At 57.0% G+C, this 15,545-nt stretch carries 13 protein-coding genes and 1 tRNA gene; all 14 read left to right on the forward strand.

The window, feature by feature from the left end; all coding sequences use genetic code 11:
* Positions 1–126, forward strand: a 126-nt coding sequence (locus tag IEY47_RS20305) for an EF-Tu C-terminal domain-related protein (protein WP_505909240.1), incomplete at its 5' end; no start/stop codon positions are given.
* A gap of 52 nt (positions 127–178) precedes the next feature.
* Positions 179–254, forward strand: a tRNA-Trp gene (locus IEY47_RS20310).
* Positions 255–302: 48 nt separating this feature from the next.
* On the forward strand, positions 303–671 hold the full coding sequence (secE, locus tag IEY47_RS20315) for a preprotein translocase subunit SecE (protein WP_188986138.1): 369 nt from the start codon (positions 303–305) through the stop codon (positions 669–671).
* 10 nt (positions 672–681) lie between these two features.
* Positions 682–1,215: a transcription termination/antitermination protein NusG gene (gene nusG, locus IEY47_RS20320; RefSeq protein WP_188986140.1), complete on the forward strand. Its 534-nt coding sequence runs from the start codon at positions 682–684 to the stop codon at positions 1,213–1,215.
* 111 nt (positions 1,216–1,326) lie between these two features.
* A complete protein-coding gene (gene rplK, locus IEY47_RS20325; protein ID WP_188986142.1) occupies positions 1,327–1,758 on the forward strand; it encodes a 50S ribosomal protein L11 in 432 nt (143 codons plus the stop codon).
* Positions 1,758–2,453, forward strand: coding sequence for a 50S ribosomal protein L1 (gene rplA / locus IEY47_RS20330; RefSeq protein ID WP_188986144.1), 696 nt, complete (start codon positions 1,758–1,760; stop codon positions 2,451–2,453). Before rplK ends, rplA begins: the two co-directional genes overlap by 1 nt.
* Before the next feature lie 203 nt (positions 2,454–2,656).
* Complete coding sequence (gene rplJ / locus IEY47_RS20335; RefSeq protein WP_188986146.1) at positions 2,657–3,157, forward strand: 50S ribosomal protein L10; 501 nt, start codon at positions 2,657–2,659, stop codon at positions 3,155–3,157.
* A 79-nt stretch (positions 3,158–3,236) separates the two neighbouring features.
* Positions 3,237–3,605: a 50S ribosomal protein L7/L12 gene (rplL, locus tag IEY47_RS20340; RefSeq protein WP_188986147.1), complete on the forward strand. Its 369-nt coding sequence runs from the start codon at positions 3,237–3,239 to the stop codon at positions 3,603–3,605.
* Between the two features lie 218 nt (positions 3,606–3,823).
* Positions 3,824–7,894, forward strand: a complete 4,071-nt coding sequence (gene rpoB, locus IEY47_RS20345; RefSeq protein ID WP_188986149.1) for a DNA-directed RNA polymerase subunit beta — start codon at positions 3,824–3,826, stop codon at positions 7,892–7,894.
* 66 nt (positions 7,895–7,960) lie between these two features.
* A complete protein-coding gene (rpoC, locus tag IEY47_RS20350; protein WP_188986151.1) occupies positions 7,961–12,160 on the forward strand; it encodes a DNA-directed RNA polymerase subunit beta' in 4,200 nt (1,399 codons plus the stop codon).
* A 153-nt stretch (positions 12,161–12,313) separates the two neighbouring features.
* Complete coding sequence (locus IEY47_RS20355; RefSeq protein ID WP_188986154.1) at positions 12,314–12,571, forward strand: uS12 family ribosomal protein; 258 nt, start codon at positions 12,314–12,316, stop codon at positions 12,569–12,571.
* A 93-nt stretch (positions 12,572–12,664) separates the two neighbouring features.
* Complete coding sequence (gene rpsG / locus IEY47_RS20360) at positions 12,665–13,135, forward strand: 30S ribosomal protein S7 (protein ID WP_188986156.1); 471 nt, start codon at positions 12,665–12,667, stop codon at positions 13,133–13,135.
* A 30-nt stretch (positions 13,136–13,165) separates the two neighbouring features.
* Positions 13,166–15,295, forward strand: a complete 2,130-nt coding sequence (gene fusA / locus IEY47_RS20365) for an elongation factor G (RefSeq protein WP_188986158.1) — start codon at positions 13,166–13,168, stop codon at positions 15,293–15,295.
* A gap of 30 nt (positions 15,296–15,325) precedes the next feature.
* Positions 15,326–15,545 (forward strand): GTP-binding protein (locus IEY47_RS20370; RefSeq protein ID WP_229779486.1); only part of this gene is annotated, 220 nt, incomplete at its 3' end.

A 15,545-nucleotide genomic window follows, 5' to 3' on the forward strand; every position in this document is an offset into this window, starting at 1 on the left:
GGCGATAACATCAAAATGGTTGTCACCCTGATCGCTCCGATCGCGATGGAAGAAGGTCTGCGTTTCGCAATTCGCGAAGGCGGCCGTACCGTCGGCGCTGGCGTGGTTGCCAAGATCGTCGCTTAAGCGTTGATCTTGAGTCTCCAGGCCGGCATAATGGTCGGCCTGGTTTTGTTATAGGCCAGTAGCTCAATTGGCAGAGCGGCGGTCTCCAAAACCGCAGGTTGGGGGTTCGATTCCCTCCTGGCCTGCCAGATTCCAATGTCAGTGAATCTGGCTTTTATTTCACAGGATCTTTGCAGATGAATGCCAGGGCTGAGGCCAAAGACTCTCGTCTCGATGTCTTGAAGTGGCTCGTAGTGGTTGCTTTGGTTGTCGTTGCGGTAGTTGGTAACCAGTATTTCTCCGCAGAGCCTATTCTGTATCGCGTGCTAGGTGTGCTGGTCCTCGCTGGAGCGGCTGCTGCATTGGCTCTTCAGACGACCAAGGGTCGTATGTTCGCGGGTCTGGTCAAAGAGGCGCGTGTTGAGATCCGTAAGGTCGTATGGCCTACCCGTCAGGAGACTTCTCAGACGACGCTCATCGTTGTTGTGGTCGTTCTAGTGATGGCGTTGCTTCTTTGGGGGCTAGACTCCCTCCTTGGTTGGCTTGTTTCGTTGATTGTCGGTTAAAGGAGCGTCCGTGGCTAAGCGTTGGTATGTCGTACATGCTTATTCGGGCTACGAAAAGCATGTCATGCGTTCGCTCATTGAGCGCGTCAAGCTTGCCGGGATGGAAGAAGAGTTTGGCGAGATTCTCGTGCCCACTGAAGAAGTGGTCGAGATGCGTAATGGTCAGAAGCGTAAGAGCGAGCGTAAGTTCTTTCCTGGCTACGTGCTCGTTCAGATGGATATGACTGAAGGTGCCTGGCACCTCGTGAAGGATACGCCGCGAGTCATGGGCTTCATTGGCGGGACGGCAGATCGTCCTGCGCCTATTACCGATAAAGAGGCGGACGCTATCCTGCGTCGCGTCGCCGATAGTGGTGATAAGCCCAAGCCGAAAACGCTCTTCGAGCCAGGCGAGACGGTTCGTGTGGTTGATGGTCCCTTTGCAGATTTCAATGGGGTTGTCGAAGAAGTTAATTACGAGAAAAGCCGTATTCAAGTGGCTGTTCTCATCTTTGGACGTTCTACGCCTGTCGAGCTCGAGTTCAGTCAGGTAGAGAAGGTCTGATTTAAGTCCCGATGCCCCGCAGTTATTGACTGCGGGGTTTTGTCGTCAGTGGGATAAATGTAAACCGAGTGGGGAGCCGAAAGGCGCTATTACCCGAGATGGAGTCATAAAATGGCCAAGAAGATTCAGGCTTATATCAAGCTGCAGGTGAAGGCTGCACAAGCTAACCCTTCGCCACCCGTCGGCCCTGCTTTGGGTCAGCACGGTGTAAACATCATGGAATTCTGCAAAGCGTTCAACGCGCGTACTCAGGGTTTGGAGCCAGGTCTGCCAACGCCGGTGATCATCACCGTATACAGCGATCGTAGCTTTACGTTCGAAACCAAGAGCACGCCAGCGTCCGTCCTTCTGAAGAAGGCGGCAGGTATCTCCAGCGGCTCGCCCCGTCCGAATTCGCAGAAGGTCGGTACCGTAACGCGCGCGCAGCTGGAAGAAATCGCCAAGGCGAAGCAGGCTGATCTGACTGCTGCTGATATGGATGCTGCCGTGCGTACGATTGCGGGCTCTGCTCGCAGCATGGGTCTCAACGTGGAGGGCGTGTAATGGCCAAGCTAACCAAGCGCCAGAAAGCGATTGCCGGCAAGATCGAAGCAGGCAAGCAGTACAATTTCGAAGACGCAGCCAAGATTCTGGCTGAGGTTTCCACGATCAAGTTCAAAGAGTCGATCGATATCTCGATCAACCTTGGCGTCGATCCGCGTAAATCCGATCAGGTCGTTCGTGGCGCTACCGTTCTGCCAAACGGCACCGGCAAGAGCGTTCGCGTTGCTGTATTCACTCAAGGCCCAGCGGCCGAAGCGGCGCTCGCTGCTGGCGCCGATCGCGTCGGTATGGATGAGTTGGCGGCCGAGATGAAGGGTGGCGATCTGAGCTATGACGTCGTTATCGCCTCGCCGGATGCAATGCGTGTCGTCGGTCAGTTGGGTCAGATTCTCGGTCCTCGTGGCCTGATGCCTAACCCGAAAGTGGGCACTGTAACGCCTGACGTTGCAACTGCGGTCAAGAATGCCAAGGCCGGTCAGGTACGTTTCCGTACGGACAAGAACGGCATCATCCATACCTCCGTGGGTAAGGTTGATTTCGAGCCTGCCAAGCTGAAGCAAAACGTTGAAGCGCTGCTGTCGGACCTCAAGCGTCTGAAGCCGTCCACCTCTAAGGGCGTGTACGTCAAGCGCGTAACGCTGAGCTCGACCATGGGGCCGGGCCTGCAGATCGATCAGGCTTCTCTCGAAGCGTAAGTAATACTGGGCTTGAACCTGTTCAGGCCTGCCAAATTGGGGTCCCTGCCTGGCGGGGGCTATCCAAGACCGTAGGCGGCATTGCCTCAAACCGTGGTTTGACCACGAGCCTACGCAGATGGTGCTCCCGATTCGTACCGAATCAGACACCAAAACGCCGCCGAGCTTCGGCTCGGCGTTACGGTAAAACCAGGAGTAAACCCGTGGCAATCAAACTCGAAGACAAAAAGGCCATCGTCGCTGAAGTCAACGAGGCTGCCAAAGCCGGTCTGTCCGCTGTCGTGGCTGATGCCCGTGGCGTGACTGTCGGTGCTATGACCGGACTCCGTAAAGAGGCCCGCGCTGCCGGTGTGTACGTGAAAGTCGTGCGTAACACCTTGGCTCGCCGCGCTGTCGAGGGAACTCAATTCGAGATCCTCGGTGACGTGTTCAAAGGCCCGACCTTGATCGCATTTTCCAATGAGCATCCGGGCGCTGCCGCCCGTATCTTCAAGGAATTCGCTAAGGGTCAGGACAAGTTCGAGATCAAGGCAGCTGCGTTCGAGGGTCAATTCCTCGCAGCAAACCAGATCGACGTACTGGCAACTCTGCCGACCTATGACGAAGCCGTTTCCCAGCTGATGAGCGTGATCCAAGGCGCCACCAGCAAGTTGGCTCGTACGCTGGCGGCCGTTCGCGACCAGAAAGAAGCCGCCGCTGCCTAAGGCAAGCCTTCCTTTCTCAAGCTTATTTGTTTAATTCGACGGTCGCGTAGGCTGTCACAAAACTACAGGAATTAGAGTCATGGCTCTGTCTAACGAAGAAATCATCGAAGCAATCGGCCAGAAAACCGTTCTGGAAGTGGTCGAGCTGATCAAAGCGATGGAAGAGAAGTTCGGTGTTACCGCCGCTGCTGCTGTAGCTGCTGGCCCGGCTGCTGCCGCTGCTGTTGTTGAAGAGCAGACCGAGTTCACCATCGTTCTGACCGAAGCTGGCGAAAAGAAAGTCAACGTGATCAAGGTTGTTCGCGAGCTGACTGGTCTGGGCCTGAAAGAAGCTAAAGCAGTTGTTGACGGCGCTCCTGGCACCGTTAAAGAAGGCGTTTCGAAAGAAGAAGCCGAAGCTGCCAAGAAGTCTCTGGAAGAAGCAGGCGCCAAGGTCGAGCTCAAGTAAGCGACGATCTTGCGCAAACAGCCCAAGCGTTTCGCGAAAGGCTGATGGCTGGTGGCTTTTGCCACCGGCCTTTTTCCGTTATGGACAGATCCCACGATCGACGCATTCCATGACGAACCCGCTCGCAGAGGGCGGCGCAAATCTTCGGGATTTGCAAGATTTCTGGCCTCTCCCTCCGGATGGGCCAAACAAGCAGGTGACCAAGCTGGGGAACGCTGATGGCTTACTCATACACTGAGAAAAAACGTATCCGCAAGGACTTTAGCAAGTTGCCGCACGTAATGGACGTGCCCTATCTCCTGGCCATCCAGCTGGATTCGTATCGCGAATTTCTGCAGCAGGGAGTGAGCAAAGAGCAGTTCCGCGACATTGGCCTCCATGCGGCATTCAAGTCCGTTTTCCCGATTATCAGTTATTCCGGAAATGCGGCACTGGAGTACGTAGGTTATCGCTTGGGCGAGCCTGCATTCGACGTCAAGGAGTGCGTACTCCGTGGTGTAACCTTCGCCGTACCGTTGCGCGTCAAGGTTCGCCTGATCATTTTCGACAAGGAATCGTCGAACAAGGCCATCAAAGACATCAAGGAGCAGGAAGTCTACATGGGGGAAATCCCCCTGATGACCGAAAACGGTACCTTCATCATCAATGGCACCGAGCGCGTCATCGTCTCCCAGCTGCACCGTTCGCCAGGCGTGTTCTTCGATCACGACCGCGGCAAGACGCACAGCTCCGGGAAACTGCTGTATTCCGCGCGGATCATTCCTTACCGCGGCTCCTGGCTCGACTTCGAATTCGACCCGAAAGATGCCGTCTTCGTGCGTATCGACCGCCGTCGGAAGCTGCCGGCGTCCGTCTTGCTGCGCGCGCTTGGTTATAGCACCGAAGAGATTCTCGACAATTTCTACGACACGAACGTGTTCCACGTTCGCGGCGAGACGCTGAGCCTAGAGCTGGTTGCCCAGCGCCTTCGGGGTGAAATCGCGGCGTTCGATATCAAGGACGAAAGCGGCAAGGTCATCGTTGAGCAAGGTCGCCGTATCACGGCGCGCCACATCAATCAGATCGACAAAGCCGGTCTGACTGAGCTGGAAGTTCCGCTCGACTACGTATTGGGTCGTACGACCGCTAAAGCGATCGTGCATCCTGCGACCGGCGAGATCATTGCTGAGTGCAACACCGAGCTGACGACCGACCTCCTGGTGAAAGTCGCCAAGGCGCAAGTCGTTCGGATCGAGACGTTGTACACCAACGATATCGACTGCGGTCCGTTCGTTTCGGACACGCTGAAAATCGACAACACCGGCAATCAGCTGGAAGCGCTTGTCGAAATCTACCGCATGATGCGTCCCGGCGAGCCGCCGACCAAGGAAGCAGCGGAGACCCTGTTCAATAACCTGTTCTTCAGCCCTGAGCGGTACGACCTGTCCGCCGTAGGTCGCATGAAGTTCAACCGTCGTATCGGTCGTACCGAGATCGAAGGTTCGGGCGTTCTAAGCAAGGAAGACATCGTTGCGGTCCTCAAGACCCTCGTCGATATTCGTAACGGCAAGGGTGTCGTCGATGACATCGACCACCTCGGTAACCGTCGTGTCCGTTGTGTAGGCGAGATGGCCGAGAACCAGTTCCGTGTAGGTCTGGTTCGTGTCGAGCGCGCGGTCAAAGAGCGTCTTTCCATGGCCGAAAGCGAAGGCCTGATGCCGCAAGACCTGATCAACGCCAAGCCCGTGGCGGCCGCGATCAAGGAGTTCTTCGGTTCCAGCCAGCTTTCCCAGTTCATGGACCAGAACAACCCGTTGTCCGAGATCACGCACAAGCGTCGCGTCTCTGCGCTCGGCCCAGGTGGTCTGACGCGTGAGCGCGCAGGCTTCGAAGTGCGCGACGTACACCCGACGCACTATGGTCGTGTTTGCCCGATCGAAACGCCGGAAGGTCCGAACATCGGTCTGATCAACTCGCTGGCTGCCTACGCTCGCACCAACCAGTACGGTTTCCTGGAAAGCCCGTACCGCGTGGTGAAAGAAGGCGAAGTCACCGACGAGATCGTATTCCTGTCGGCGATCGAAGAAGCTGACCACGTGATCGCTCAGGCCAGCGCCAAGCTGGAAGATCGTAAGCTGGTCGACGAGCTTGTAGCCGTTCGTTACCTGAACGAATTCACCGTCAAGGCGCCGGAAGACGTCACCTTGATGGACGTTTCGCCACGTCAGGTCGTCTCTGTTGCTGCATCGCTGATTCCGTTCCTCGAGCACGATGACGCCAACCGCGCCCTCATGGGTTCGAACATGCAGCGTCAGGCCGTTCCGACACTGCGTGCCGACAAGCCTCTCGTCGGTACCGGTATGGAGCGCAACGTTGCACGCGACTCCGGTGTTTGCGTCGTTGCGCGCCGTGGTGGTGTGATCGATACCGTCGATGCCAGCCGTATCGTCGTTCGCGTCAGCGATGACGAAGTCGAGACTGGCGAAGCGGGTGTCGACATCTACAACCTGACCAAGTACACGCGCTCCAACCAGAACACTTGCATCAACCAGCGTCCGCTGGTGCGCAAGGGTGATGTGGTTGCCCGTGGCGACATCATGGCCGACGGCCCGTCCACCGATATGGGTGAACTGGCGTTGGGGCAGAACATGCGCGTTGCGTTCATGCCTTGGAACGGCTTCAACTTCGAAGACTCCATCTGCTTGTCGGAGCGGGTCGTTCAGGAAGATCGTTTCACCACGATCCATATCCAGGAGCTGACGTGCGTTGCGCGCGACACCAAGCTCGGCCCAGAAGAAATCAGCTCCGATATCCCGAATGTGGGTGAGGCGGCGCTGAACAAGCTGGACGAAGCAGGCATCGTCTACGTTGGCGCTGAAGTGCAGGCGGGTGACATCCTCGTCGGTAAGGTCACACCGAAGGGTGAAACCCAGCTGACGCCGGAAGAGAAGCTGCTGCGTGCGATCTTCGGTGAGAAAGCTTCTGACGTTAAGGACACGTCCTTGCGAGTGCCGACCGGCACCAAAGGTACGGTCATCGACGTCCAGGTCTTCACTCGCGACGGCGTCGAGCGCGATTCTCGTGCCCTGGCCATTGAGAAAATGCAGCTCGACGAGATTCGCAAGGATCTCAACGAAGAGTTCCGCATCGTCGAAGGCGCGACGTTCGAGCGTCTGCGCTCGGCTCTCGTTGGCGCCACTGCCGAAGGCGGCGCTGGCCTGAAGAAGGGCACCGAGATCACCAACGAGTATCTCGATGGCCTGGAGCACGGTCAGTGGTTCAAGCTGCGTATGTCCGACGATGCGCTGAACGAGCAGTTGGAAAAGGCCCAGGCCTACCTGTCCGATCGCCGTCTGCTGCTCGACGACAAGTTCGAAGACAAGAAGCGCAAGCTGCAGCAGGGTGATGACCTGGCGCCAGGTGTCCTGAAAATCGTCAAGGTTTACCTCGCGATCAAGCGTCGTATCCAGCCTGGCGACAAGATGGCCGGACGTCACGGTAACAAGGGTGTGGTCTCCGTGATCATGCCGGTTGAAGACATGCCGCACGATGCCAACGGCACCCCGGTCGACATCGTTCTCAACCCGCTGGGCGTTCCGTCGCGTATGAACGTCGGTCAGATTCTCGAAAGCCACCTGGGCCTTGCAGCCAAGGGCCTTGGCGAGAAGATCAACCGCATGCTCGAAGAGCAGCGTAAAGTCGCTGAATTGCGTTCGTTCATGACCGAGCTGTACAACGAGATCGGCGGTCGCCAGGAAAATCTGGAATCCCTGAGCGATCAGGAAATTCTGGATCTGGCAGGCAACCTGCGCGGTGGCGTGCCGATGGCGACAGCGGTATTCGACGGTGCCAAAGAGTCCGAGATCAAGGCAATGCTGAAGCTGGCGGATCTGCCAGAGAGCGGCCAAATGCGCTTGTTCGACGGACGTACCGGCAACCAGTTCGAGCGCCCGACGACGGTCGGCTACATGTATATGCTGAAACTGAACCACCTGGTGGACGACAAGATGCACGCGCGTTCTACTGGTTCCTACAGCCTGGTTACCCAGCAGCCGCTGGGTGGTAAGGCGCAGTTCGGCGGACAGCGTTTCGGGGAGATGGAGGTCTGGGCGCTGGAAGCGTACGGTGCCGCCTACACCCTGCAGGAAATGCTCACCGTCAAGTCGGACGACGTGAACGGACGTACCAAGATGTACAAGAACATCGTGGACGGCGATCACCGCATGGAGGCTGGCATGCCCGAGTCCTTCAACGTGCTGATCAAGGAAATCCGCTCGCTCGGCATCGATATCGAACTGGAAACCGAATAACACGCGACGCCCATACGCTACGGCTGGTCAAGGCCGGTCGTAGCGGGTCCGTGAGGAGGAAAGGCCTTGAAAGACTTGCTGAATCTGTTGAAAAACCAGGGTCAAATCGAAGAGTTCGATGCCATCCGTATTGGTCTGGCTTCGCCCGAAATGATCCGTTCCTGGTCCTTTGGTGAAGTTAAGAAGCCAGAGACCATCAATTACCGTACGTTCAAGCCTGAGCGTGACGGCCTGTTCTGCGCCAAGATCTTTGGTCCAGTTAAGGATTACGAGTGCCTGTGCGGTAAGTACAAGCGCCTGAAGCACCGCGGTGTGATTTGCGAGAAGTGCGGCGTTGAAGTCGCGCTGGCCAAGGTTCGTCGTGAGCGCATGGGCCACATCGAGCTCGCGTCGCCCGTCGCGCACATCTGGTTCCTGAAATCGCTGCCGTCCCGTATCGGCCTGCTGCTGGACATGACGCTGCGCGATATCGAGCGCGTTCTGTATTTCGAAAGCTATGTCGTGATCGATCCAGGCATGACCACGCTCGAGAAAGGTCAGCTGCTGAACGACGAGCAATATTTCGAAGCACTGGAAGAATTCGGTGACGACTTCGATGCCCGCATGGGCGCAGAGGCCGTTCGCGAGCTGCTGAACCAGATCGATCTGGAGCACGAGATCAATCGCCTGCGTGAAGAGATCCCGCAGACGAACTCCGAAACCAAGATCAAGAAGCTGTCGAAGCGTCTGAAGCTGATGGAGGCGTTCTTCGGTTCCGGCAACCTGCCCGAGTGGATGGTGCTGACCGTTCTGCCAGTGCTGCCGCCAGATCTGCGTCCGCTCGTGCCGCTGGATGGCGGTCGTTTCGCCACGTCCGACCTGAACGATCTCTATCGCCGCGTCATCAACCGTAACAACCGTCTGAAGCGTCTGCTCGACCTCGCCGCGCCCGATATCATCGTGCGCAACGAGAAGCGCATGCTGCAGGAAGCGGTGGATGCGCTGCTGGATAACGGCCGTCGCGGCCGAGCCATCACTGGCTCGAACAAGCGTCCGCTGAAGTCCTTGGCCGACATGATCAAAGGTAAGCAAGGTCGTTTCCGTCAGAACCTGCTCGGTAAGCGCGTGGACTACTCCGGTCGTTCCGTAATTACCGTAGGCCCGACGCTGCGCCTGCATCAGTGCGGTCTGCCGAAGAAAATGGCACTCGAGCTGTTCAAGCCGTTCATTTTCGGCAAGCTCGAAGCGCGTGGCATGGCGACCACCATCAAGGCGGCCAAGAAGATGGTCGAGCGTGAGCTGCCCGAGGTTTGGGACGTTCTCGCCGAAGTCATCCGTGAACATCCGGTCCTGCTGAACCGTGCACCGACACTTCACCGTCTGGGTATCCAGGCGTTCGAGCCCGTGCTCATTGAAGGTAAAGCAATCCAGCTGCATCCGCTCGTGTGCGCGGCGTACAACGCCGACTTCGACGGTGACCAGATGGCTGTTCACGTGCCTCTGACGCTGGAAGCCCAGCTCGAAGCGCGTGCGCTGATGATGTCGACCAACAATATTCTTTCGCCAGCGAACGGTGAGCCAATCATCGTTCCGTCGCAGGACGTCGTCTTGGGTCTGTATTACATGACCCGCGAAGCGATCAATGTGAAGGGCGAAGGTCGTGTATTCGCTGATCTGCAAGAAGTCGACCGCGTATTCCGCGCGGGCGAAGCGTCTCTGCATGCTCGCGTGAAAGTCCGTATCAACGAAGTCATCAATCACCGTGATGGTTCGGTTGAGCGCAACACCCGTATCGTCGACACCACTGTCGGCCGCGCACTGCTGTTCCAAATCGTGCCGGATGGCCTGTCGTTTGACGTCGTCAACCAGTCGATGAAGAAGAAGGCGATTTCCAAGCTGATCAACCAGTGCTATCGCGTGGTAGGTCTGAAGGACACCGTCATCTTCGCCGACCAGCTGATGTACACCGGTTTCGCATACTCCACGATCTCGGGTGTTTCCATCGGCGTGAATGACTTCGTCATTCCGGATGAGAAGGCGCGCATCATTGGCGCTGCTACCGACGAAGTGAAGGAAATCGAGAGCCAGTACGCCTCGGGCCTGGTCACCCAGGGCGAGAAGTACAACAAGGTGATCGACCTTTGGTCGAAGGCCAACGATGAAGTCTCCAAAGCGATGATGGCGAACCTCTCGAAAGAGAAGGTTATCGACCGCGAAGGTAACGAAGTCGATCAGGAGTCCTTCAACTCCATGTACATGATGGCGGATTCGGGAGCGCGGGGTTCTGCAGCCCAGATTCGTCAGCTGGCCGGTATGCGTGGTCTGATGGCCAAGCCGGACGGCTCCATCATCGAGACGCCGATCACGGCGAACTTCCGTGAAGGTCTGAACGTACTCCAGTACTTCATCTCCACTCACGGTGCGCGGAAAGGTCTGGCTGATACCGCTCTGAAGACCGCGAACTCTGGTTATCTGACGCGTCGCCTAGTCGACGTAGCGCAGGATCTGGTAGTGACCGAGGTCGATTGCGGTACCGAAGAAGGTCTGTTCATGACGCCGCACATCGAAGGCGGTGACGTGGTTGAGCCGCTGGGTGAGCGCGTCCTGGGTCGCGTCATCGCGCGCGACGTATTCAAGCCGGGTACCGAAGAAATTGCGGTCCCAGCGGGCACGCTGATCGACGAGCAGTGGGTCGAGTTCATCGAGCGCAACAGCATCGACGAAGTCGTCGTGCGTTCGCCGATCAGCTGTGACACCCGCTACGGCATCTGCGCCAAGTGCTACGGCCGTGATCTGGCCCGTGGTCACCAGGTGAATATCGGTGAAGCGGTCGGTGTCATCGCTGCCCAGTCGATTGGTGAGCCGGGTACCCAGCTGACCATGCGTACGTTCCACATCGGTGGTGCGGCAAGCCGGACATCGGCTGCCGACAGCGTTCAGGTCAAGAACGGCGGCGTGATTCGCCTGCATAACCTCAAGCACGTAGAGCGTGCGGATGGTGCGTTGGTCGCGGTATCGCGTTCTGGTGAGTTGGCGGTTGCCGACGAGTTCGGTCGTGAGCGCGAGCGCTACAAGTTGCCGTACGGCGCGGTCATTTCGATCAAGGAAGGTGACAAGGTGGATGCCGGCGCAATCGTCGCCAAGTGGGATCCGCACACTCACCCAATCGTGGTCGAGATGAAGGGTATCGTGAACTTCGTCGGTATGGAGGAGAACATTACGATCAAGCGCCAGACTGACGAATTGACCGGTCTGACCAACATCGAAGTCATGGACGCCAAGGATCGCCCAGCTGCCGGCAAGGACATTCGTCCTGCAGTGAAGATGGTTGATGCCAGTGGTAAGGAGCTGCTACTGCCAGGTACCGATGTGCCAGCTCAGTACTTCCTGCCAGCGAACGCCTTGGTAGGCGTGGCTGACGGTGCCGAAGTCGGTGTGGGTGACGTTATCGCACGTATTCCGCAGGAAACGTCGAAGACACGCGACATCACCGGTGGTCTGCCGCGCGTTGCCGACCTCTTCGAGGCGCGTCGTCCGAAGGAGCCGTCCATCCTGGCCGAAATCAGCGGTACGATTTCGTTCGGCAAGGAAACCAAAGGCAAGCGTCGCCTGGTTATTACGCCAACCGATGGTAGCGATCCTTACGAAGAGCTGATTCCGAAATGGCGTCATCTCAACGTGTTCGAGGGTGAGCAGGTCAACCGCGGTGAAGTTATTTCCGACGGTCCCAGCAACCCGCACGACATCTTGCGTCTGTTGGGCGTTAGCGCGCTGGCGAAGTACATCGTCAACGAGATCCAGGACGTCTACCGTCTTCAGGGCGTGAAGATCAACGACAAGCACATCGAAACGATCCTTCGTCAGATGCTGCGTAAGGTCGAGATCGCTGAGTCGGGTGATTCCTCGTTCATCAAGGGCGACCAGATGGAACTCACTCAGGTGCTCGAAGAGAACGAGCGCTTGGCCACCGAAGATCGCTTCATCGCGAAATTCGACCGGGTTCTCCTGGGTATCACCAAGGCTTCGCTCTCGACCGAGTCGTTCATCTCCGCGGCATCCTTCCAGGAGACCACGCGCGTGTTGACCGAGGCTGCCGTTACCGGCAAGCGCGATTACCTCCGCGGCTTGAAAGAGAACGTTGTAGTCGGCCGCTTGATCCCTGCGGGTACCGGTCTGGCTTATCACAGCGAGCGCAAGCGTCAGCGTGATACCGGCAAGCCGGCTCGCGTGAGTGCAAGCGAAGTCGAAGCCGCGTTGACCGAAGCGCTCAACTTGAGCGGCAACTAATCGAGCAAGGCCCGACCTCTAGGGGCGGGCCTTCTTGACGGGGTGAAGTGCTGTCTTTAGACTCATGCACCCCAAAATTCAGCAGAGCCATGCTCTGCGATTTTGTGTTCGTAGTAAGAAAATAGCGTCGAAAGACAACAGTGGAGCTAGTAGATGGCAACGATTAACCAGCTGGTGCGTCAGCCGCGCAAGCGTATCGTCGAGAAATCCGACGTACCTGCGCTGCAAAACTGCCCCCAGCGCCGTGGCGTGTGCACCCGCGTGTACACCAGCGTTGTGCTTATCCGTGGCGGTCGTGTAAAGGACCTTCCGGGTGTGCGTTATCACACTGTTCGTGGTTCTTTGGATACCACCGGTGTGAAGGATCGTAAGCAGGGCCGTTCCAAGTACGGTACCAAGCGTCCTAAGTAATCATTTCTTTTTGTTGAGTCGATAAGAGTAAGGTCGGGTGCCGTCATGATTGGCTATCCCGAGCTAACCTGAAGACCGTTTGAGGGCTTATCAATGCCAAGACGTCGTGTAGCAGCCAAACGCGAAATTCTGGACGATCCGAAGTACGGAAGCCAGATTCTCGCCAAGTTCATGAACCACGTGATGGAAAGCGGCAAGAAAGCTGTGGCCGAGCGCATCGTTTACGGCGCTTTGGATACGGTTAAGACGCGTAAGAACAACGACCCCCTGGAAGTCTTCGAGAAAGCACTCGACGCCATCGCTCCGCTGGTCGAAGTCAAGTCCCGCCGTGTTGGCGGTGCTACCTACCAGGTTCCGGTTGAAGTTCGTCCGTCCCGTCGTAATGCACTGGCCATGCGTTGGCTGGTCGACGCTGCGCGTAAGCGTGGTGAGAAATCCATGGCACTGCGCCTTGCTGGTGAACTGCTCGATGCGTTCGAAGGTAAAGGTGCAGCCGTGAAGAAGCGTGAAGACGTGCATCGCATGGCTGAGGCCAACAAGGCGTTCTCGCACTACCGTTTCTAATTCCGGCATCACTCAACTTGCGAGGGCTCTATGGCTCGTACTACAGCAATTAATCGCTACCGCAACATCGGGATCTGCGCGCACGTTGATGCGGGCAAGACCACCACGACTGAGCGGATCCTGTTCTACACAGGTCTCAGCCACAAGATGGGTGAGGTGCATGACGGTGCTGCCACTACCGACTGGATGGTGCAGGAGCAGGAGCGTGGGATTACGATCACTTCCGCTGCTGTCACTACCTTCTGGAAAGGTTCTCGTGGTCAGTACGACAACTACCGCGTAAACGTGATCGATACTCCCGGGCACGTTGACTTCACTATTGAAGTGGAGCGCTCGTTGCGCGTACTTGACGGTGCGGTCGTTGTGTTCTGCGGTACTTCTGGTGTCGAACCTCAGTCCGAAACCGTATGGCGTCAGGCTAACAAGTACGGCGTTCCACGTATTGTCTACGTGAACAAGATGGACCGTGCGGGCGCCAACTTCCTGCGTGTCGTTGGTCAGATCAAGAACCGTCTGGGTCACACCCCGGTTCCGATTCAGATCGCTATTGGTGCGGAAGATGAGTTCCAGGGTCAGGTCGACCTGATCAAGATGAAAGCCATCTATTGGAACGATGACGACAAGGGCACCACTTACCGCGAGGAAGAGATTCCCGCCGAGTTGGTTGACCTGGCCAATGAGTGGCGCAACAACATGGTTGAGGCGGCTGCCGAGGCCAATGAAGAGTTGATGAACAAATACCTTGAGGAAGGTGATCTGTCGGTCGACGATATCAAGGCTGGTTTGCGTCTGCGTACGCTGGCTAGCGAGATCGTGCCTGCAGTCTGCGGTTCCTCGTTCAAGAACAAGGGTGTTCCTCTTGTTCTGGATGCTGTTATTGACTTCCTGCCAGCTCCGACCGAGATTCCTGCGATTCAGGGTATCCATCCTGATCTCATCGAAAAGCCGAAGGAAGAGCTGGTCGATGCGGACTACGACGAGCGTCATGCTTCTGACGATGAGCCGTTCTCCGCCTTGGCGTTCAAAATTGCCACTGACCCATTCGTGGGTACGCTGACATTTGTGCGCGTCTACTCGGGCTTCCTGAGCTCGGGCGACTCCGTGATCAACTCGGTCAAGGGCAAGAAAGAGCGCGTCGGTCGTATGGTGCAGATGCACGCCAACCAGCGTGAAGAGATCAAGGAAGTTCGTGCGGGCGACATCGCTGCGCTGATCGGTATGAAGGACGTCACCACTGGGGATACCCTGTGTAACGCCGACAAGCCAATCATTCTCGAGCGTATGGACTTCCCTGAGCCGGTTATCTCGGTAGCGGTAGAGCCGAAGACCAAGGCTGACCAGGAGAAGATGGGTATCGCGCTGGGCAAGCTGGCTCAGGAAGACCCTTCGTTCCGTGTCAAGACCGACGAAGAAACCGGCCAGACCATCATCTCCGGTATGGGCGAGCTGCACCTCGATATTCTTGTTGATCGCATGAAGCGCGAATTCAACGTAGAGGCCAATATCGGTAAGCCGCAGGTTTCCTACCGCGAAAAAATCACCAAGAACTGCGAGATCGAAGGTAAGTTCGTTCGTCAGTCGGGTGGTCGCGGTCAGTTCGGTCACTGCTGGGTTCGCTTTGCTCCGGCAGACGAGGGTCAGGAAGGTCTGGTGTTCGTCAACGAGGTTGTTGGTGGCGTGATTCCGAAGGAATACATTCCGGCCATTCAGAAGGGTATCGAAGAGCAAATGAAGAACGGCGTTGTCGCCGGTTATCCGCTCATCGGCCTGAAGGCAACCGTGTTTGACGGTTCCTACCATGACGTTGACTCCAACGAGATGGCGTTCAAGGTGGCGGCTTCCATGGCGACCAAGCAGCTGGCCCAGAAGGGTGGCGGTGTAGTGCTTGAGCCGATCATGAAAGTAGAAGTAGTAACACCTGAAGACTACATGGGTGACGTGATGGGTGACCTGAACCGTCGTCGTGGTCTGATCCAGGGTATGGAAGACACGGTTTCCGGTAAGGTTATTCGTGCCGAGGTTCCGTTGGGTGAAATGTTCGGATACGCAACCGACGTTCGCTCTATGTCCCAGGGTCGCGCAAGCTACTCTATGGAATTCTCCAAGTACTCCGAGGCTCCGTCGAACATCGTCGAAGCACTGGTTAAAAAACAAGGCTGATAAAGTCCTTTAGGCAAGAGGTTCACTGTCGTGGCTAAAGAAAAATTCGAACGTAACAAACCGCACGTCAACGTAGGCACTATCGGTCACGTTGACCACGGTAAAACCACTCTGACCGCAGCGTTGACCAAGGTTTGCGCTGAGACCTGGGGCGGTTCTGCGCGTGATTTCTCGCAGATCGACAACGCACCTGAAGAGAAGGCGCGTGGTATCACCATCAACACGTCCCACGTTGAGTACGACTCGGCTG

Origin of the sequence: Pseudomonas matsuisoli (genome assembly GCF_014647635.1) — a bacterium.
GTDB lineage: Bacteria > Pseudomonadota > Gammaproteobacteria > Pseudomonadales > Pseudomonadaceae > Pseudomonas_P > Pseudomonas_P matsuisoli.